At 72.4% G+C, this 18,135-nt stretch carries 15 protein-coding genes, 3 tRNA genes and 2 pseudogenes; 16 read left to right on the forward strand and 4 right to left on the reverse strand.

Translation table 11 applies throughout. From position 1 onward, the window contains the following. Positions 1 to 83 precede the first annotated feature (83 nt). Positions 84 to 341: a hypothetical protein gene (locus O7629_RS28145; RefSeq protein WP_278173022.1), complete on the forward strand. Its 258-nt coding sequence runs from the start codon at positions 84 to 86 to the stop codon at positions 339 to 341. Positions 342 to 363: 22 nt separating this feature from the next. Further along, complete coding sequence (locus O7629_RS28150) at positions 364 to 633, forward strand: hypothetical protein (RefSeq protein ID WP_278173023.1); 270 nt, start codon at positions 364 to 366, stop codon at positions 631 to 633. A gap of 43 nt (positions 634 to 676) precedes the next feature. On the opposite strand, the gene O7629_RS28155 is transcribed toward O7629_RS28150, so the two are convergent. From O7629_RS28155 to O7629_RS28170, 4 genes and pseudogenes are all read right to left on the reverse strand, one after another. Then, positions 677 to 1,912 (reverse strand): family 1 glycosylhydrolase, encoded by a 1,236-nt coding sequence (locus tag O7629_RS28155; RefSeq protein ID WP_278173024.1) that lies wholly within the window; start codon positions 1,910 to 1,912, stop codon positions 677 to 679. Positions 1,913 to 2,027: 115 nt separating this feature from the next. Further along, entirely contained in the window at positions 2,028 to 3,392 is a 1,365-nt protein-coding gene (locus O7629_RS28160; protein WP_278173026.1) for an NAD(P)/FAD-dependent oxidoreductase, read from the reverse strand. 86 nt (positions 3,393 to 3,478) lie between these two features. Further along, positions 3,479 to 4,771, reverse strand: a complete 1,293-nt coding sequence (locus tag O7629_RS28165; RefSeq protein WP_278173027.1) for a deoxyribodipyrimidine photo-lyase — start codon at positions 4,769 to 4,771, stop codon at positions 3,479 to 3,481. A gap of 121 nt (positions 4,772 to 4,892) precedes the next feature. Further along, a pseudogene (locus tag O7629_RS28170) lies at positions 4,893 to 5,792 on the reverse strand (phytoene/squalene synthase family protein); the annotation flags it as partial. Between the two features lie 65 nt (positions 5,793 to 5,857). On the opposite strand from O7629_RS28170, the gene O7629_RS28175 reads away from it, so the two are divergent. From O7629_RS28175 to O7629_RS28240, 14 genes and pseudogenes are all read left to right on the forward strand, one after another. Beyond that, complete coding sequence (locus tag O7629_RS28175; protein ID WP_278173028.1) at positions 5,858 to 7,030, forward strand: polyprenyl synthetase family protein; 1,173 nt, start codon at positions 5,858 to 5,860, stop codon at positions 7,028 to 7,030. 33 nt (positions 7,031 to 7,063) lie between these two features. After that, positions 7,064 to 8,551: a phytoene desaturase family protein gene (gene crtI, locus O7629_RS28180; protein ID WP_278173029.1), complete on the forward strand. Its 1,488-nt coding sequence runs from the start codon at positions 7,064 to 7,066 to the stop codon at positions 8,549 to 8,551. Further along, a complete protein-coding gene (gene idi / locus O7629_RS28185; RefSeq protein WP_278173030.1) occupies positions 8,548 to 9,132 on the forward strand; it encodes an isopentenyl-diphosphate Delta-isomerase in 585 nt (194 codons plus the stop codon). Before crtI ends, idi begins: the two co-directional genes overlap by 4 nt. Next, a complete protein-coding gene (locus O7629_RS28190) occupies positions 9,122 to 10,126 on the forward strand; it encodes a MerR family transcriptional regulator (protein WP_278173031.1) in 1,005 nt (334 codons plus the stop codon). The genes idi and O7629_RS28190 overlap by 11 nt, the downstream gene beginning before the upstream one ends. Positions 10,127 to 10,259: 133 nt before the next feature. Further along, the gene (locus O7629_RS28195; RefSeq protein WP_278173032.1) at positions 10,260 to 11,162 is read left to right on the forward strand and encodes a polysaccharide deacetylase family protein; all 903 of its coding nucleotides are present in this window, start codon (positions 10,260 to 10,262) and stop codon (positions 11,160 to 11,162) included. 124 nt (positions 11,163 to 11,286) lie between these two features. Next, positions 11,287 to 11,362, forward strand: a tRNA-Glu gene (locus O7629_RS28200). Between the two features lie 31 nt (positions 11,363 to 11,393). Further along, positions 11,394 to 11,467, forward strand: a tRNA-Asp gene (locus O7629_RS28205). A 108-nt stretch (positions 11,468 to 11,575) separates the two neighbouring features. Then, positions 11,576 to 11,649: transfer RNA gene (locus O7629_RS28210), tRNA-Phe, on the forward strand. A 137-nt stretch (positions 11,650 to 11,786) separates the two neighbouring features. Continuing rightward, positions 11,787 to 12,206, forward strand: coding sequence for a hypothetical protein (locus tag O7629_RS28215; protein WP_278173033.1), 420 nt, complete (start codon positions 11,787 to 11,789; stop codon positions 12,204 to 12,206). A 9-nt stretch (positions 12,207 to 12,215) separates the two neighbouring features. After that, on the forward strand, positions 12,216 to 13,859 hold the full coding sequence (locus O7629_RS28220) for a cation acetate symporter (RefSeq protein WP_278173034.1): 1,644 nt from the start codon (positions 12,216 to 12,218) through the stop codon (positions 13,857 to 13,859). A 101-nt stretch (positions 13,860 to 13,960) separates the two neighbouring features. Continuing rightward, positions 13,961 to 14,731 (forward strand): ABC transporter ATP-binding protein, encoded by a 771-nt coding sequence (locus O7629_RS28225; RefSeq protein WP_278173035.1) that lies wholly within the window; start codon positions 13,961 to 13,963, stop codon positions 14,729 to 14,731. Beyond that, positions 14,722 to 16,443, forward strand: coding sequence for an ABC transporter permease (locus O7629_RS28230; protein ID WP_278173037.1), 1,722 nt, complete (start codon positions 14,722 to 14,724; stop codon positions 16,441 to 16,443). The genes O7629_RS28225 and O7629_RS28230 overlap by 10 nt, the downstream gene beginning before the upstream one ends. Positions 16,444 to 16,461: 18 nt before the next feature. Beyond that, a pseudogene (locus O7629_RS28235) lies at positions 16,462 to 17,028 on the forward strand (flavin reductase family protein); the annotation flags it as partial. Positions 17,029 to 17,120: 92 nt separating this feature from the next. After that, positions 17,121 to 18,098, forward strand: a complete 978-nt coding sequence (locus O7629_RS28240; RefSeq protein ID WP_278173039.1) for a GDP-mannose 4,6-dehydratase — start codon at positions 17,121 to 17,123, stop codon at positions 18,096 to 18,098. The last annotated feature ends 37 nt before the right edge of the window (positions 18,099 to 18,135 follow it).

The following is an 18,135-nucleotide window of genomic DNA, read 5'->3' on the forward strand; positions in this document are numbered from 1 at the left end:
GTGCCCCAGCTGCGGGCGCGCGACCTGGCCGATGGAGCGGGGCGCCGACGGCGTCCAGCGGCCCCGTGGCGATGGAAGGCCCGGTGGGTAGCCGGCTGCTGCCGACGCCGGAACCGAAACCAGGGGACGTGCTGTTGATCGGCCAGGAAGCGAGCATGCAGTTCGCCGGCGACCGGAGAATTCGATTTCGTGTCATCTCGGTGGACCGGAAACCGACCTACGACGGCTGGATCTGGCTCACCGGCTACGCCATCGACGAACGCGGATACGCCGCCGAGCGGCGGGAGATATTCGTGCAACGCGACGGACTCTACCGACTGGCCAAACGGCAGTCGACATAGCAATTGATCAAGGAGAGAAAAGATGATCACCGAGATGGTGCGTGACTGGTGGCTGCGCTGGCTCGACTGGCGTTCCGGCCGGTCGACGGCGTCCAGGCGTCTCGAATACCTGCGCCGCGAACGGCTCGGACAACAGCAGCGCAACCGCACGACGGCCCGGCACCGCCGACTCGACGGCAACCGGGGACGCCACTGGTCGGCGGAAGCTACCGTCCTGGTCCCCACGCTGCGGCCACTGATGACCTACGGCCAGCAGTGCGGCTACCGGCTGCCGCCGCACGGCACGAGCTGACCGGCGGCGTACCGCCGGATGATGAGTGGAGGGTGCGGGATGATCAGGGCAGGGTGCGGCTGGTCGCGATGGCGGCGTACCGGGCGGTGCTCGGTTTCGGGGTCCGCGCGAACGTCTCCCGGTCCACGGTGTGCAGGCCGAAGTGGAAGCGGTAGCCGGCCGCCCACTCGAAGTTGTCCAGCAGCGTCCAGTGGCAGTAGCCGAGCACCGGTACGCCGTCGTCGATCGCGTCGAGCAGGCCGGCCAGCGACGGCTCGATGAAGTCCGCCCGCAGGGCGTCGTCGTCGACGCCGACGCCGTGTTCGGTCACGAAGACCGGCACCCCGCTGACCTGGTACGCGTACCGCACCGCACCGCCGAGTGACGTCGGGTCGATCGCCGAGCCCAGCTGGTGCAGGGTGGCCCCGGGCAGCGGCGGCAACAACCTGTCCGCGTCGTAGACGGCACTCTCGTAGTTCTGGATGCCGATGAAGTCGTCGTCGCTGGCCAGCCGCAGCCAGTGGTCGTACACCTCGGCGCGCTTGCGGTCGCGCAGCGTGGCGTCGTCGCCGGCCACCCGGTCGTCGACGATGGCGATCGACAGCCCCACCGGCAGGTCGGGCCGCCTGGCCTTGATCGCCGTACGGGCGGCGAGATGCCCGGCCGTCATGCCGTCGCGCATCGCGTCGAACTCCTCCGGCAGCATGATGTTGCTGACCCGGTAGCGGGGCACCCCGGCGGCGGCGCTGGCCGCCTCCAGGATGGCCCGTTCCAACTTCTGCACCGACTCCGGCACGTCCGCCCAGGACAGCAGCTGCGGCAGGTTCGGCTCGTTGAGGGTGACGGCCATGGTGATCCGGTCACCGAAGTGGCGCATCACCTGGTCGCAGTAGCGGGCGAACAGCTCGGGCGCGGCCGGGTCCAGCCAGCCGCCGCGCGCGGCGAACCAGTGCGGGCAGGTCATGTGGTTGAGCGTCACCACCGCGGCCAGGCCCCGCTGCGAGCAGCTGTCGACGATCGCCGCGTAGTGGTCCAACGCCTCGGTGGAGAAGCCGCCCTCCTCGGGCTCGACCCGGGCCCACTCCACCGAGAACCGGAAGGCGCCCAGCCCCATCGCCTGCACCAGGTCGAGGTCGTCGCGCCACAGCTGCCAGCTGTTGCAGGCCCGGCCGGACCGCTCGGCGAAGACCGTCGGCGCGACGTTCTCCAGGAACCAGGTGTCGCTGCTGGTGTTGTCGCCCTCGGTCTGGTGACCGGAGGTGGCGACACCGAAAAGGAAGCCGTCCGGGAAGCGTCTCATGGATGGACATCATTCCGCGGCCGGCTCAAGATCACATGACGAAAAGCCGGGACGCCACCGGCGTGTCGGCCGAATTTTCGTCAAGTGATCATGGAGTCGTCAAGTGATCATGAGGTCAGGTGAGCTGCTGTACGGCGGACTGGATGGCGCGGTGCACCGTCGGGTACGCGTAGATCATGTGCCGCAGGCTGGTCAACGGCACCTCGCCGTGCACCGCCACGGCGAGTGCGCCGAGCACCTCGCCGCCGGTCGGTCCCGCCGAGGTCGCCCCGACCAGTACGCCCCGGTCGGCGTCAGCGACCAGCTTGATGAAACCGTCGTTACCCGGCCCGTGGATCCAGCCGCGTGACGACTCCGGCACCTCGGTCACCGCCACCGCGACGTTCACGCCCTGCTCGCGGGCCTGACGTTCGGTCAGGCCGACCGCGCCGATCTCCGGGTCGGTGAAGGTGACCCGGGGCACCGCCCGGTACTCGGCGGCCGGGCCGCCCTGGCCGAGGATGTCGCGCACCGCCACGTCCGCCTGGTACATGGCCAGATGGGTGAAGGCACCGTGGCCGGCGACGTCACCGACCGCCCACAGCCCGTCGGCGACCCGCATCCGCTCGTCGGCCGGCAGGTGCCGGGCGGCCGGGTCCAGCCCGACGGTGTCGATGCCGAGTCCACCGAGGTCGCTGCGCCGGCCGGTGGCGACCAGCAGCCGCTGCCCGCTCTCCGGACCGCCCTGCGACAGGTGCACGGCGAACGTGTCGTCGCGGTGCTCGACCCACTCGGCGCGGCTGCCGAGCCGGAGCCGCACCCCGTCGTCGCCGAGGGCGCGGGCGGCCAGCGCCGACGATTCCGGCTCTTCCCGGGACAGCAGCCGCTCGCTGGGCTCGACGATGGTCACCCGTACGCCGAACCGGGCGAAGACCTGGGCCAGCTCCAGCCCGATCGCGCCGCCGCCGAGCACGACCAGCGACTCGGGCAGGTCGGTGACCTCGATCGCTTCCTTGTTCGTCCAGTACGGCGTGCCGGCCAGTCCGTCGATCGGCGGCACCACCGGCACGGTGCCGGTGGCGAGGACCACGCCCCGGCGGGCGGTGAACTCCTGCCCGTCGACGTCGACCCGCCCGGGTCCGGTGAGCCGGGCGGTGCCGTGCAGCACCCGTACCCCTTTGCCGGTGAGCCGGTCGACGGCGGCCGTGTCGGACCAGTCGGCGGTGGCCTCGTCGCGGATCCGCCGGGCCACCGGCGTCCAGTCCGGACGGATGTCGGCGGTGCCGGCCAGGCCGTCGATCCGGCGGCCCTCGGCGAGCGCGTTCGCCGCCCGGATCATCATCTTGCTCGGTACGCAGCCCCAGTACGGGCATTCGCCGCCGACCAACCGGCGCTCCACACCGACCACGTCCAGCCCGGCCTGGCTGAGCCGGCCGGCGACCTCCTCACCGGCCACGCCCAACCCGACGACGACAACGTCCACCTGTTGCGGCTCACTCATCCGGCCAGCATGTCACCACCGTCGGCAGCCCGCCGACCGGGCGGCTGGCCGACCAGCCGGCCGGGCTCAGCGCTCCGACACCAGGCTCAGCGGTCCGACAGTGGCGGCGGGTAGTCCAGGCCGGCGCGGACGGCGAGCGGCAACCGCCACGGCTCGTGCACCGCCGCCCCGGCGACGCTGGCCAGCTCCGGCACCCACCGGCGGACGTATTCTCCGGCCGGGTCGAAGCGGTGCGCCTGACGCAGCGGGTTGAAACCCCGGTGCGGGCGGGTGTCGTTGCCGGTGCCGGCGACCCACTGCCAGTTGCCGGAGTTGTTCGGCAGGTCGCCGTCGAGCAGCCAGCGGCCGAACCAGGCGAGGCCGTCCCGCCAGTCCAGGCCGATCTCCTTGGTGAGGTACCCGGCGGTGATCAGCCGGGCGCGGTTGTGCATCCAGCCTTCCGCCCGCAACTGGCACATGCCGGCGTCGACGATCGGCACCCCGGTGTGCCCGGTCTGCCAGGCGTCGAGGGCGTCAGCGTCGTTCCGCCACTGCTCGCTGGCCCCGCGCCGGTACGCGGTGGTCGCCAGGTCGGGGAAGGCGTTCGCGACCTGGTAGTGGAAGTCCCGCCAGCACAGTTGCCGGACGAACGGGCCGGCGCGGTCCCCGGCGGCGGTGGCGACCTCCAGCGGGGACAGACAGCCGAACCGCAGGTAGGGGCTGAGCCGCGAGGTGGCGTCGCCGGCCAGGTCGTCGTGGCTGTCGCCGTACCGGTCGAGGTCGCCCAGCCAGTCGCGCAGCCGGCGCCGCCCGGCGGTCTCGCCCCCGGCGGCGGCCTGCGGCGACTCCCCGTCCGGCAGGGCCGGCAGCCGCCCGACGGCGGGACCGCCGGGCAGCCGGATCCGCTCCGGAGCGGCACACGCGGTACGCCAGTCGGCGCCGGCCCAGGCCCGGAAGTACGGCGTGAAGACCTTGTAGTGGTCGCCGTTGGTCGGGGTCAGCGCGCCCGGGTCGACGACGGTCAGTCCGGGAAATGCGCGGTACGCGAGGCGGTGCCGGTCGCATTCGTCGGACAGCCGCCGCTGCCGGTGCCGGGCGTAGTGGCTGACGTCGGCGGAGACGGTGACGCCGTCGGCGTCGACCTCGCGGGCGAGCCGGATCGTCTCGGCGACCGGGTCGCCGTGGCGGATCAGCAGGTCGCCGCCGAGCCCGCGCAGGGTCGCCCGCAGGTCGGCGAGGCTCTGGTGCAGGAACCGGTCGCGGTTGGTCGACCGGCCGGCCAACCGTGGGTCGAGGACGAACAGCGGCACCACCTGTTCGGCGGTGGCGCAGGCGGTGGCCAGCGCCGGCTGGTCGTGCACCCGCAGGTCCCGGGTGAACAGCACGACAGCGGTACGCACGGCGCTACGGTGCGGTCGGTGTGGCGGCGGTCGGTGTGGGTGCGGTCGGCGCTGGCGCGGGGGTGGCCGGCGGCTGCGTCGGTGTCGGCTGAGTCGGTGTCGGTGGGGCGGTGAGGTCGACCGGGCCGGGCAGGGTGACCGGGGTGCCGGCCGGGGTGAGCAGGGACCGCAGCGCCACGGTGGCCCGGCGCCGGTTGGGAACGGTGGCCCGGCGCCGGAACACGTCGTAGCCCTGCGCGGCGATCTCGTCGAGGATGCCGCCGTACAGCGCGTACGCGGTGCGGATGCAGGCCTGCGACGCGGGTTCGAGCAGGGTGACGCCGGGGGCGGCCGCCGCGTAGTGGCCCCGGGCCCGGCCGACCTCGTACCGGATCAGCTCGATGATCGGCGGGGTGGCCCGGCGGTGTCGGGCGGCGTCGACCAGGTCGTCGCGGGTCACCCCGAACCGGGCCAGGTCCTCGTCCGGCAGGTAGGTGCGGCCCCGGTCCAGGTCCTCGGCGACGTCCCGGATGAAGTTGGTGAGCTGGAAGGCGAAGCCGAGCTGCCGGGCGGGCTCCCGGGCGGCGGCCCGGTCGGTGCTGCCCAGGATCGGCAGCATCATGGTGCCGATCACCGCTGCCGAGCCCTCCATGTAGTCGAGCAGGTCGGTGTAGCGCGGGTACGAGGTGACTGTCAGGTCCATCGCCATGCTGCGCAGGAACGCGGTGAAGTCCGCCTTGTCCAGGTCGAACACCGCGATGGTGTGCAGCACGGCGGGCAGCAGCGGGTCGTCGACCGGGGCGCCGTGCAGCCCGGCGAGGAACCGCTGTCCCCACTGGTCGAGCGCGGCTGCCCGGTCGGCGGGCGGCAGTTGGTCGGTGCGGTCGACGATCTCATCCGCGTATCGGGTAAATCCGTATAAAGCGTGGACATGCCGGCGTTTCCACTGCGGTAGTAGCCGGGTCGCGAGATAGTAGGTCCGCCCGTGCCGTCGGTGCAGGTCACGGCAGTTCGCGTAGGCAGCGGACAGATCGACGTTCACCGGGCCTCCTCGGCTATCGACGCAAGAATCGACGCAACTTCTGACCCTAGGGTACGCTCGTTCGCGTGGCCAATCACACAGTTGCCGGCACCGACCGCAGCGCGTCGGTCGACGAGCCGGCCGAGTCGGCCACCCCCGGGACGACCCCGGCCCACCGCCGTGACCTGCTGACCGCGGCCGTCGACGACACCCTGATCGATTTCCTCTCCGCCGAGATCGACGCGCTCGACCGCATCGATCCGGCGCTGCGCCCGTTCGCCCAGATCGCCCGGGACACCGTGCTCGCCGGCGGCAAACGGCTGCGGCCGGTCTTCGCCCACTGGGGCTGGCGCGGGGTGGCCGGACCGGACGCGCCGCTGGCTCCGGTGCTGCCGGCGCTGGCCGCGCTGGAGCTGCTGCACGCGTTCGCGCTGGTGCACGACGACGTGATGGACGGTTCCGCGACCCGTCGCGGACGCCCCACCGCCCACCGGCGGCTGGCCGGGCAGCACCGGGCGGCCGGTCGCGACGGCGACCCCGACCGGTTCGGCGACGGTGCCGCCGTGCTGGTCGGTGACCTCTGCCTGGTCTGGGCCGACCGGCTGCTCGGCCAGGCCGGCGTGCCACCCCGGACCCTGCTGGACGTGCGGCGCCGCTACGACCAGATGCGGGTCGAGACGATCGCCGGGCAGTACCTGGACGTCCTCGGCGAGACCGAGGCCGACACCTGGTCGGTCGACCGGGCGCTGCGGGTGGCCCGGCACAAGACCGCCAGCTACACCGTGCTGCGGCCGCTGCACCTCGGTGCGGCCCTCGCCGGACCCGGCGCCGACCCGGCGATCCACGAGGCCTACCGGCGCTACGGCACCAACGTCGGCGAGGCGTTCCAACTGCGCGACGACCTGCTCGGCGTCTTCGGTGACCCGGCCACCACCGGCAAACCCGCCGGCGACGACCTGCGGACCGGCAAGCCGACGGTGCTGCTGCTGATCGCCCGCGAGCTGGCCACCGACGCCCAACGCGCCGAACTCACCCGGCCGCCGTCCGGCGCCGACCGGGAGTCCGACCGGGAGGTCGATCGACGGGTGAGCCGGCTGGTCGAGATCGTCGTCGAGACCGGCGCCGCCGACCAGGTGGAACAGCTGATCGAGCAACGGGTACGGGACGCGGTCGACGCACTGGCCGACGCCCCGATCGACGCCGCCGCCCGTCGCGTGCTCACCGGCCTGGCGGTGACCGCCACCACTCGGCAGGCATGATGTGAGCATCGTTCAGAAGGAGGTGGTCGCGGCATGCGTACCGTGACCGGGGCGACCGAACGCGTCGTCGTGGTCGGTGCCGGGCTCGGCGGGCTCGCCTGTGCCCTGCACCTGGCCGGTGCCGGCCGGCAGGTCACCCTGCTGGAACGCGAGTCGGTGCCGGGCGGGCGGGCCGGGCGGTTGGCGCTCGACGGCTACGAGTTCGACACCGGGCCGACCGTGCTGACCATGCCCGAACTGATCGCCGAGGCGCTCGGCGCGGTCGGCGAGGAGCTCTCCGACTGGTTGGAGCTGATCCCGCTCGAACCGGCCTACCGGGCGTACTATCCGGATGGATCCACTCTGGATGTCGTCACCGACACCGCCCGGATGGCAGCCGAGGTGGCCCGGGTCTGCGGCCCCCGCGAAGCCGACGGCTACCTGCGCTTCGTCGACTACGCGCGGCGGCTGTGGCAGCTGGAGCGGGCCGACTTCATCGACCGTAACCTGGACAGCCCGCCGGACCTGCTCACCGGCAACCTGCTGCGGCTGCTGGCCGCCGGGGCGTTCCGGCGCATGCAGACCAAGATCGAGCAGTTCTTCACCGACCCCCGTACCCAGCGGATCTTCTCGTTCCAGGCGATGTACGCCGGGCTGGCGCCCCACGACGCGCTGGCCATCTACACCGTCATCGCCTACCTGGACTCGGTGGCCGGGGTGTCGTTCCCCCGGGGCGGCATGCACGCGGTGCCCCGGGCGCTGGCCGGCGCCGCCGAGAAGCACGGCGTACAGATCCGCTACGACACCACGGTCACCCGGGTGGAGACCGCCGGTGGTCGGGCGCGCGCGGTGCTCACCGCCGCCGGTGACCGGATTCCCGCCGACGTCGTGGTGCTCAACCCCGACCTGCCCGTCGCCTACGCCGAGCTGCTGCCGCCGGCCCGCCGCCGACGGCTGCGCTACTCGCCGTCCTGCGTGGTGCTGCACCTCGGCGCCCGGCAGGGCTACCAGCAGATCGCCCACCACAACATCCACTTCGGCCGGCTGTGGAAGGGCACCTTCGACGAGGTCATCCGCCGGGGTGAGCTGATGAGCGACCCGTCGCTGCTGGTCACCAACCCGAGCCGGACCGACCCGTCGGTGGCCCCGCCCGGCGGGCACACCTACTACGTCCTCGCTCCGGTGCCCAACCTGGACAGCGGCCGGCTGGACTGGCGCGGCGACCTGCCGCAGCGGTACGCCGACGAGCTGATCGCCACCCTGGCCGAGCGCGGCTACCGGGGCCTGGCTGACGGGGTCGAGGTCCGCGAAGTGATCACCCCGGCCGACTGGGCCGACGCCGGAATGGCCGCCGGGACACCGTTCGCCGCCGCGCACACCCTGTTCCAGACCGGCCCGTTCCGACCCGGGAACCTGCATCCCACCCTGGAGAACGTGGTCTTCGTCGGTTCCGGCACCCAGCCGGGGGTCGGCGTGCCGATGGTGCTGATCTCCGGCAAACTGGCCGCCGGTCGGATCACCGGTGTGGGGGGTGCCCGATGACCGGGACGTCGCGGGAAAGCCATCTGGTCGAGTTGGTCGACCCGGCCGGGCGACCGGTCGGATCGGCCACCGTCGCCGCCGCCCACCAGCCGCCGGGCCAGCTGCACCGGGCCTTCTCGGTGATCCTGGTCGACCCGGCCGGCCAACTGCTGCTGCAACAGCGGGCTGCGGTGAAGACCCGGTTCCCACTGCGCTGGGCCAACACCTGCTGCGGCCATCCGCTGCCCGGCGAATCGGTCACCGAGGCGGCCAACCGCCGGCTCGGCGAGGAGGTGGGCGTCGCGCCGGTGCCGTTGACCGAGCTCGGTGTACACACCTACCAGGCCACCGACCCGGTCACCGGCCGCACCGAGTACGAGTACGACCACGTACTGCTGGGGGAGCTCGACCCGGCCACCCCGCTGCGGCCCGATCCGGCGGAGATCGCACAGCTGCGCTGGATGCCGCCGGATGAGCTGCGGGCCGGCCTGACCGACGACCCGCACGCCTACGCCCCGTGGCTGGCCGGCGTGGTCGACCAGTTGTTCGCGCCGGGCCGGCGGGACCACGGCGCGGCTGCGGAGCGGCCAGGTGAGCGATGACGCGCTGAGCGCGGGCAGCGTGGCACGCCGGCTCGGCGTGGCGGTGACCACGCTGCGCACCTGGCATCAGCGGTACGGGCTCGGCCCGACCCGGCACGTCAAGGGGCACCATCGCCGGTACAGCCGGGAGGATCTGGCCCGGCTGGAGGTGATGCGCCGGCTCACCGCCGAAGGCGTGTCCCCGGCCGAGGCGGCGCGGTGGGCACGCGGCAACGCGGCTCCACCCGCCCCCGCCGGCCCGGACGGCCCCGGGCCGGGCCGGGCCGGCGGCGGGCACACCATCGCGGTCGGCACCGCCGGCCCGGCCGCCCGTGGCCTGGCCCGGGCCGCCGTACGCCTGGACGACCTGGCCATGCGGGAGATCATCGAGCGTGGGCTGCGTACCGACGGGGTGATCGCCACCTGGGACCGGGTGATCCGCCCGGTGCTGGCCGGCGTCGGTGACCGGTACGCGGCCACCGCCGGCTTCATCGAGGTGGAGCATCTGCTGTCCCGGTGCGTCTCCGCCGCGTTCGCCTCGGTGACCGGGCCGGTCCCGGCGGCCCTGCCGGGTGATCCGTCGGACCGCCTGGTCTCCGCCGCGCCCGCCGCCGGCCGGGTCCGCGACGGCGGCGGCCCCGGAGCGCTCCTGGCCTGCACCGACGAGGAGCAGCACACCCTGCCGTTGGAGGCGCTGGCCGCCGCACTCGTCGAGGTCGGCGTGGTCGCCCGGTTGCTCGGTGCCCGGGTACCGGCGGCCGCGCTGGTCGCCGCGGTCGACCGGACGGGGCCGGCCGCCGTCGTGCTCTGGTCGCACACCCCGGCGACCGCGGATCTCGGGCAGTTGCGCGTGGCCCGATCCGGACGGCACCGTCCGGTGCTGGTCCTCGCGGTCGGGCCGGGCTGGCCGGTCACCGAGCTGCCTGATGGCGTACGGCACTGCGCCGACCTGACCGACGCGGTCACGCTCTGCCGGTCCGCCGACCGGGCCGTCGGCCAGCAGCACATCTCGTAGCCGTTGGCGGTACTGCCCGTCACTGCCGGCGGTCGGCAGCGCTGGTGTCCGATGTGCGGGGTCGAGTTGTGCGGATTGATCGACTAACGTGTGCTTCGCTCGATCTCCGTCCACCCCCTCGCCCGGAGTCGACATGTCGAAACGCACCGTGTCGAAACGTGCCATGGTCGCGGCAGGCCTGGCGGTGTTCGCGCTGCTGGTCGGCAGCGAAAGCATCGCCGCCCTGCGGAGCGCCCGGCAGGCGCCGACCCAGGTGCCGGCCACCGCCGCTCTCGGTCCCGCGCCGGAGCGCGCTGCTCCCACCCCCGAGCCGGCGCCCTCACCCGCCCCCCGCGACCCGGTGCCGACGCCGACGGGCGACCCCGCCGACCAGCGACCCTCGGCCACCGTGACCGGCGGCTCACCCGGGGCGTCCGCCCGGCCCGCCGTCGACGAGAGCCTGCTGCAACGCCGTACCGGTGGTCGGCAGGTGGCGCTGACCTTCGACGACGGGCCACATCCGAAGTGGACGCCGCTGATCCTCGACGAACTGCGGGCGGCCGGGGCGCGGGCCACGTTCTGTGTCGTCGGCGCTCAGGTGCGGCGGTATCCGGCGCTGGTCGTGAGGATGGTCCGGGAGGGGCACACCCTGTGCAACCACACCTGGAGCCACGAGCTCGACCTCGGCTCGCAGTCGGCCGACGAGATCCGGGCCAACCTGCTGCGGACCAACAAGGAGATCCACAAGGTGGTGCCTGGCGTGCCGATCGAGCTCTTCCGGCACCCTGGCGGGCTGTGGACGCCGAAGGTGGTCACCGTGGTCGAGGAGCTGGGGATGGTCCCGCTGGACTGGGACGTCGACCCGCAGGACTGGCGCAAGCCCACCAAGGAGAAGCTGGTGTCGCAGGTCACCGCCGAGGTCCGGCTCGGGTCGATCATCCTGCTGCACGACGGCGGTGGTGACCGGTCGGCCACCGTCGCCGCGCTCCCGGCCGTGGTCCACGAGCTGAGGCAGCGGTACGGCATCACCCTGCTCGGTGCTAGCCTTTCCCCCTGATCCGTCCGGTTCGCCGATCTGGTTTGGTCCGGGGCATACTCGTCACGTATGCTTTCGCAAGCTTCCGGCGGGGCCGGATGGGAGCACTACCGTCGGAGTCGCGATGTGCGATGATGACGGGGCCGCCCTCATCGTCTAGCGGCCCAGGACGCCGCCCTTTCAAGGCGGTAGCACGGGTTCGAATCCCGTTGGGGGCACCACCGGCCGACCGACCGGCCGGAGCAACACCGAGGTCCTGTGGAGCAGTCGGAGTGCTCGCCGCCCTGTCAAGGCGGAGGTCGCGGGTTCAAGTCCCGTCAGGACCGCGCAACGCCGATCGCCGTGCGTTTCCCACGCGCGGCGTTTCGTTTTCGGGGCCGACCCGACCGGTCCGGTGTTCTCACCGGCAGGCGGGTATGATGTCCCGGACACCCGGCCAGGTAGCTCAGTTGGTACGAGCGTCCGACTGAAAATCGGAAGGTCGGCGGTTCGACCCCGCCCCTGGCCACAAAGCCTCTCGCCGGGCTTCAGCAGCGCCCAATCGCCTCCTGCGGTTGGGCGCTTCGCTGTCGGACGACGCGCCGTGGATCCGTCTGCGCCGGGGACTGCCCTTGACATTCCGCGACGGGCCGTGAGACTGCCGGCATGGCCGAACACGACGGCACCGGGCCCGCTGCGGCGCCCGCGCCCGCCGACCCGCCACCCCGGCGGGTGCGGATCGTGCTGGGCGAGGTCGGCCGGCGCGGGGACGCCGACCGGCTGCGTACCGACCTGGCCGAGCAGACCCAGATCGGCGAGGCACTCGTACGCGGCCTGGTCCGGGCGCAGCTGGCGTTGGCGATGCGGCTGGCGGTGGTGGTCGTGGTCGGCCTCGGGTCGCTGCCGTTGCTGTTCGCGATCGCCCCCGGCGTCGCCGAGATCAAGATCGTCGGCGTCAACCTGCCGTGGCTGCTGCTCGGGGTGGCCGCGTTCCCGTTCCTGGTGGCGGTCGGCCTGACCTACGTCCACCTCGCCGAACGCAACGAGCAGGACTTCGTCGCGCTGGTCCGCCGGCCGGAACGCTGAGCGGCGCCGATGACCAACCCGTACGTGATCCCTGCGCTGGTCGTGGTCACTCTGGTGACCGTCGCGATCGGCTTCTACGGGCTGAAGCTGGCCCGGACCACGTCCGACTTCCTGGTCGCCTCGCGTACCGTCAGCCCGTCCTGGAACGCGGCGGCGATCAGCGGCGAGTACCTGTCGGCCGCGTCGTTCCTCGGCATCGCCGGCCTGATCCTCAAGTACGGCGTCGACGTGCTCTGGTATCCGGTCGGCTTCGCCGCCGGCTACCTGGCCCTGCTGCTGTTCGTCGCGGCCCCGCTGCGCCGGTCCGGGGCGTTCACCCTGCCGGACTTCTGCGAGATCCGGCTCAGCTCCCGGCGGCTGCGCCGGCTGGCCACCGTCTTCGTGATCTTCATCGGCTGGTTCTACCTGCTGCCCCAGTTGCAGGGCGCCGGGCTGACCCTGGCCACGGTCACCGGCGCGCCGTACCCGCTGGGGGCGTTGCTGGTCGGCGGAGTGGTGACCGCCAACGTGGCGCTCGGCGGCATGCGGGCGGTCACCTTCGTGCAGGCGTTCCAGTACTGGCTCAAGTTGACCGCGCTCGCCGTACCAGCGGTCTTCCTGGCCATGCAGTGGCAGTCCGACGGACGGCCGCCGGTCAGCCCACCGGACGGGTTGACCTTCACCCAGGCGACTACCGTGGTGGTCGAGCGGTCCGCGACGCTCAACTACGCCGACGGGCGGACCGAGCAGGTGACCCCGGGCACCGAGCTGACCTTCGCCGCCGGGGACCGGGTCCCCGAGGTGTCCGGGGCCGAAGCCGACAGGGGCGCCGCCTGGCTGCTGCCCGGTGATCCGGACCGGGGCGACCAGGGGCTGTTCGCCACCTATTCGCTGATCCTGGCTACCTTCCTCGGCACGATGGGGCTGCCGCACGTACTCGTGCGGTTCTACACCAACCCCGACGGTGCCGCCGCCCGCCGGACCACCCTGGTGGTGCTCGCGCTGGTCGGCCTGTTCTACCTCTTTCCCACCCTGTACGGGGTGCTCGGTCGGGTGTACACGCCGCAACTGCTGATGACCGGACGCTCGGACGCGGTCGTGGTGCTGCTGCCGGAGGCGGCGCTCGGCGGCGGACTGCTCGGTCAACTGCTCGCCGCGCTGGTCGCCGCCGGGGCGTTCGCCGCCTTCCTGTCCACCTCGTCCGGGTTGCTGACCAGCGTCGCCGGGGCGGTCTCGACCGACGTGCTACGGCGCAACTCGGTACGCGGGTTCCGGCTGGCGACCCTGGTCGCCGGCGCGGTGCCGATGGTCCTCGCGCTGAACGTCTCCGGCCTGGACGTCTCGCAGGTCGTCGGGCTGGCGTTCGCGGTGGCCGCGTCGAGCTTCTGCCCGCTGCTGGTGCTCGGCATCTGGTGGCGTGGCCTGACCGACGCCGGTGCCGCCGCCGGCATCGTCGCCGGTGGCGGCGCCGCCGTCGGCGCGGTGCTGTGGACCGTGCTGGGTCCGCCACTGACCGGCTGGCCGGCGGTCCTGGTCGCCCAGCCGGCGGCCTGGACGGTGCCGCTGGCGTTCGCGGTGATGATGCTGGTGTCGGTGGTTACCCGGCGGCGGTTGCCGGGTCAGGTGAACGCCCTCATGCTGCGACTGCACGCGCCGGAGAGCCTGCGACCGTGACCTCCTGCGGCGGCGTCGGTGTCGCCGTCGTGCCCGGGTATGAGAGCCGGATCCTCCCTCAGCGGGAGCGTATCCGGGGTGCCGGTAGTTACCGTCGGACCATGACAGATGCTGCCCAGCCCGGCGGGCAGGCGCTCGTCCTGCGCGGCCTGGCCAAACGGTTCGACGACAAGGTCGCGGTCGCCGGGGTCGAGCTGGACGTCCCGGTCGGCTCCTTCTACGGCCTGCTCGGCCCGAACGGTGCCGGCAAGACCACCACGTTGTCGATGGCGGTCGGGCTGCTACGGCCGGACGCCGGCCACGCCCACGTCCTCGGCCACGACGTCTGGACCGACCCGGTGCAGGCGAAGCAACTGCTCGGCGTACTGCCGGACGGGGTGCGGCTGTTCGACCGGCTCACCGGCGCCGAACTGCTCGCGTACCACGGTCTGCTGCGCGGCATGGACCCGGCGGTGGTCGACCAGCGGGCCGGCGAACTGCTCGACGTGCTGGCGCTCGACGACGCCGGACGCACTCTGGTGGTCGACTATTCGGCGGGCATGAAGAAGAAGATCGGGCTGGCCTGTGCGCTGCTGCACGGACCCCGGCTGCTGGTGCTCGACGAGCCGTTCGAGGCGGTCGACCCGGTCTCCGCCGCGCTGATCCGCGACATCCTGCAACGGTACGTCGCCGGCGGCGGCACGGTGATCTTCTCCAGCCATGTGATGGCCGTGGTCGAGCGGCTCTGCAGCCACGTGGCGATCCTCGCCGACGGAGTCATCAAGAAGGTCGGCACGTTGGACGAGGTACGAGCCGGGCGGTCGCTGGAAGAGGTCTTCGTCGACGTCGTCGGTGGTCGCACGGCCACCGGGGAGGAACTGGCATGGCTGTGACCGGGCCGCCCGCCGACACACCGACTCCCGGCTCACCCGCCGCCGTCGGCCGGCGGCCGGTGCGGGCCCGGCACTTCGTCCGTCTCAAGGTGCGGGTGATGGGCAACAACCTGCGTGGCCAGGGCTGGCGGATCGCGTTGTTCATCGGCGGGATCATCGCCGGGCTGTGGTTCGCCGGCAACGGTTTCCTGATCCTCGCCGCGCCGGGGTTCGTCGACAGCGAACAGGGCATGCTGCTGGCCGCCGGGTTCGGCGGCACCCTGCTGGTGCTCGGCTGGCTGCTGCTGCCACTGGCCTTCTTCGGCGTGGACGAGACGCTCGACCCGGCCCGGTTCGCGCTGCTGCCGTTGCGCCGGCGGACCATGGTCACCGGGCTGCTGGTCACCGGACTGATCGGCGTACCGTCGATCGCCACCGGTCTGGCCACTCTGGGGCTGGTGCTCAGCGCGGCGCTGCTCGGCGGCCCGCTGGCCGGCGTGGTCCAACTGGTCGGGGTGGCCGCCGGTCTGCTGCTCTGCGTCCTGGGCAGCCGGGCGATAACCAGCGCGTTCGCCGGCATGCTGCGGTCGCGCCGGGTGCGTGACCTGGCCGCGGTGCTGCTCGCCGTGCTGGCCGCCCTGCTCGGTCCGCTGCAACTGCTGGTCATCGGCGGGTTGGGTAACGCCGACTGGGACCGGCTGGCTGAGGTGGCGGGAATTCTCGGCTGGACTCCGCTGGCCGCCCCGTACACGATGGGTTTCGACGTGGTCGACGGGCGGCTCTGGGCGGTGCCGGTCAAACTGGCGGTCACCGCCGCCGCGTTGGCCGGCCTGTACCGGTGGTGGTCGAGGTCGCTGGAGTCGGCGATGGTCGGCACCGCGAGCGGCGGCTCGGCCAGGGCGGTGGCCGCCGCGTCCGGCACCCCGGTGAGCCAGTTGTTTCCCCGGCTGCTCGCCCGGACCCCCCGCGACCGGTACGGTGCACTGGTCGCCCGGGAGGTGCGCTACTGGTGGCGGGACATGCGGCGGCGGGCCAACCTGATCACCGTCGCCGTGGTCGGGGTGTTCATCCCGGCGCTGATCAACGTCGGCGGTTTCAGCGCCTTCACCTACGACCCGGACGGTTCGGTGGGCACCGGACTGACCGCGTCGGCGACCAGCGTCAGCATCTCGATGCTCTTCGTCGGTGCGCTCGCCGCCGTGACCCTGGCCAACCAGTTCGGATTCGACGGCAGCGCGTACGCGGCGAACGTGATTGCCGGCGTGCCGGGGCGGCTGGAGCTGCGTGCCCGGGTGGTCGGGTTCTCGGTCTACATCGTGCCGCTGCTGGTGGTGATCTCGGCCGGGCTCGGGTTGTTCCTGCGCGAACCGGGCTGGATCCCGGTCGCCGCCGGGACGCTGTTCGCCGCGTACGGTGCCGGGTTGGCGGTCAATCTGATCGTCTCGGTGGTCGGTGCCTACTCGCTGCCGGAGACGTCGAACCCGTTCGCGCTGAACAGCGGTGCCGGCGTGGCGAAGAGCATGCTGGCGCTGGTGGCGATGGTCGGGTCGGCGGCGGCCGCGGTGCCGATCGTGCTGGCCACCGCGCTGCTCGGCGAGGTCTGGTACTGGTTTGCCCTGCCGGTCGGCGTCGGATACGGCCTGGGTGCGGTGGCCCTGGGCCTGTACATCACCGGTGACCTGCTGGACCGACGGATGCCGGAGCTGCTCGCCACGGTGACGCCGCGCCGGTGATTCCCCGACTGGGTCACAATGTTTCACGTGAATCATCCCGAGCCCGGTGCCGAGATCCACTATCGCGACCCGTTCGCCACGGCGAGTGAGGACCGTTCGCCCGCGCGGCGGCTACGTGGCCGGCTGGCCGCACCGGTAACGCTGTGGACGGCCGGTGGTGGGTCGGCTCCGCTCGCCGGATTGACCGTGTCGTCGACGGTGCTGGCCGACGGTGACCCGCCGCGACTGCTCGGGCTGCTCGACGAGGAGTCGCAGCTGTGGGAGGTGCTCCGCGAGTCGGGCAGGTTCGCGATGGTTCCGCTGGGTCCGGCGCATCGGCAGCTCGCGGACCGGTTCGCTGGGCTGATGCCGGCACCGGGCGGACCGTTCAAGGCAGCGGACTGGCAGTTCACCGAGTACGGCCCGGTCCTCGCGGGGGCGAGCGGGTGGGCGGGCTGCCGGCTCGACGACGCCCGACCGTACGGGTGGGCGATGCTGGTGGAGGCGACCGTCGAGTCGGTCACGGTCGGCGACGAAGGCGACGCCGGGCCGCTGATCCACTACCGCGGCCGGTACCGCGAACTCGGCGAGCCGCGCGGCCGGTAGTTCGATCCGGGCCGCGCGGCCGGTAGCTCGGTCCGGGCCGACCCGGGTGGCAACCGCTGCCCGGCCGGGGTGCTACCACTAGGCTCGGGAGCATGCTGCCTGTTCCCCGATTCGGCGACGGCCATCGAGTGCTGGTCACCGGAGGTGCTGGTTTCGTCGGAAGCCACCTCGTCGACCGGTTGGTCGCGCGTGGTTGTGCGGTGGTGGCGGTGGACAACTTCGTCACTGGCTCCAAGGAGAACGTCGCCCACCTCACCGACGAACCTCGGTTCACCCTCGTCGAGGCGGACATTTCGGACGGATTGCCGGATCATCACCCGGCGGTGCGTCAGCGGTTCGACGCGATCATGCACCTCGCCTCGCCAGCCAGCCCGACGGACTTCGCCACGCTGCCGATCGAGATCCTCCGGGTCGGCTCCCTCGCCACGTTGCATCTGCTGGACCGGGCGGTCGCCGACCGGGCCCGGTTCATCATGGCGTCGACCTCCGAGGCGTACGGCGACCCGTTGGTGCACCCGCAACCGGAGACCTACTGGGGCAACGTCAACCCGATCGGGGTGCGCAGCGTCTACGACGAGGCCAAGCGGTTCGCCGAATCGGCGACGATGGCGTACCACCGGTACCGCGGACTGGACGCCGGCATTGTGCGGATCTTCAACACGTACGGGCCCCGGATGCGACCGGACGACGGCCGGGCCATCCCCACCTTTATCAGCCAGGCGCTGCGCGGCGAGCCGATCACCGTGCACGGCACCGGCGGGCAGACCAGGTCGATCTGCTACGTGGCGGACCTGGTGACCGGGATCGTCGCACTGCTCGACTCCACCGAGACCGGGCCGATCAACTGCGGCACCGAGCATGAGCTGACCATGCGGGAGCTGGCCGAGCAGATCGTCCAGCTGGTGGGCAGCTCGTCGACGATCAACCTGGTCGCCCGCTCCTCGGACGACCCGGAGATGCGCCGTCCGGACCTGACCCTGGCCCGCACCAGGCTCGGTTACCAGCCGACGGTCGATCCGCAGGACGGGCTGCGCCGCACCATCGCCTACTTCCGCCAGCGACTCGGCTGATCGGCGGCGGCGGCCCGGCCGTCGAGTCGTCGGCGGG

This window comes from Solwaraspora sp. WMMD792 (genome assembly GCF_029626105.1).
In the GTDB taxonomy this organism is placed as follows: domain Bacteria; phylum Actinomycetota; class Actinomycetes; order Mycobacteriales; family Micromonosporaceae; genus Micromonospora_E.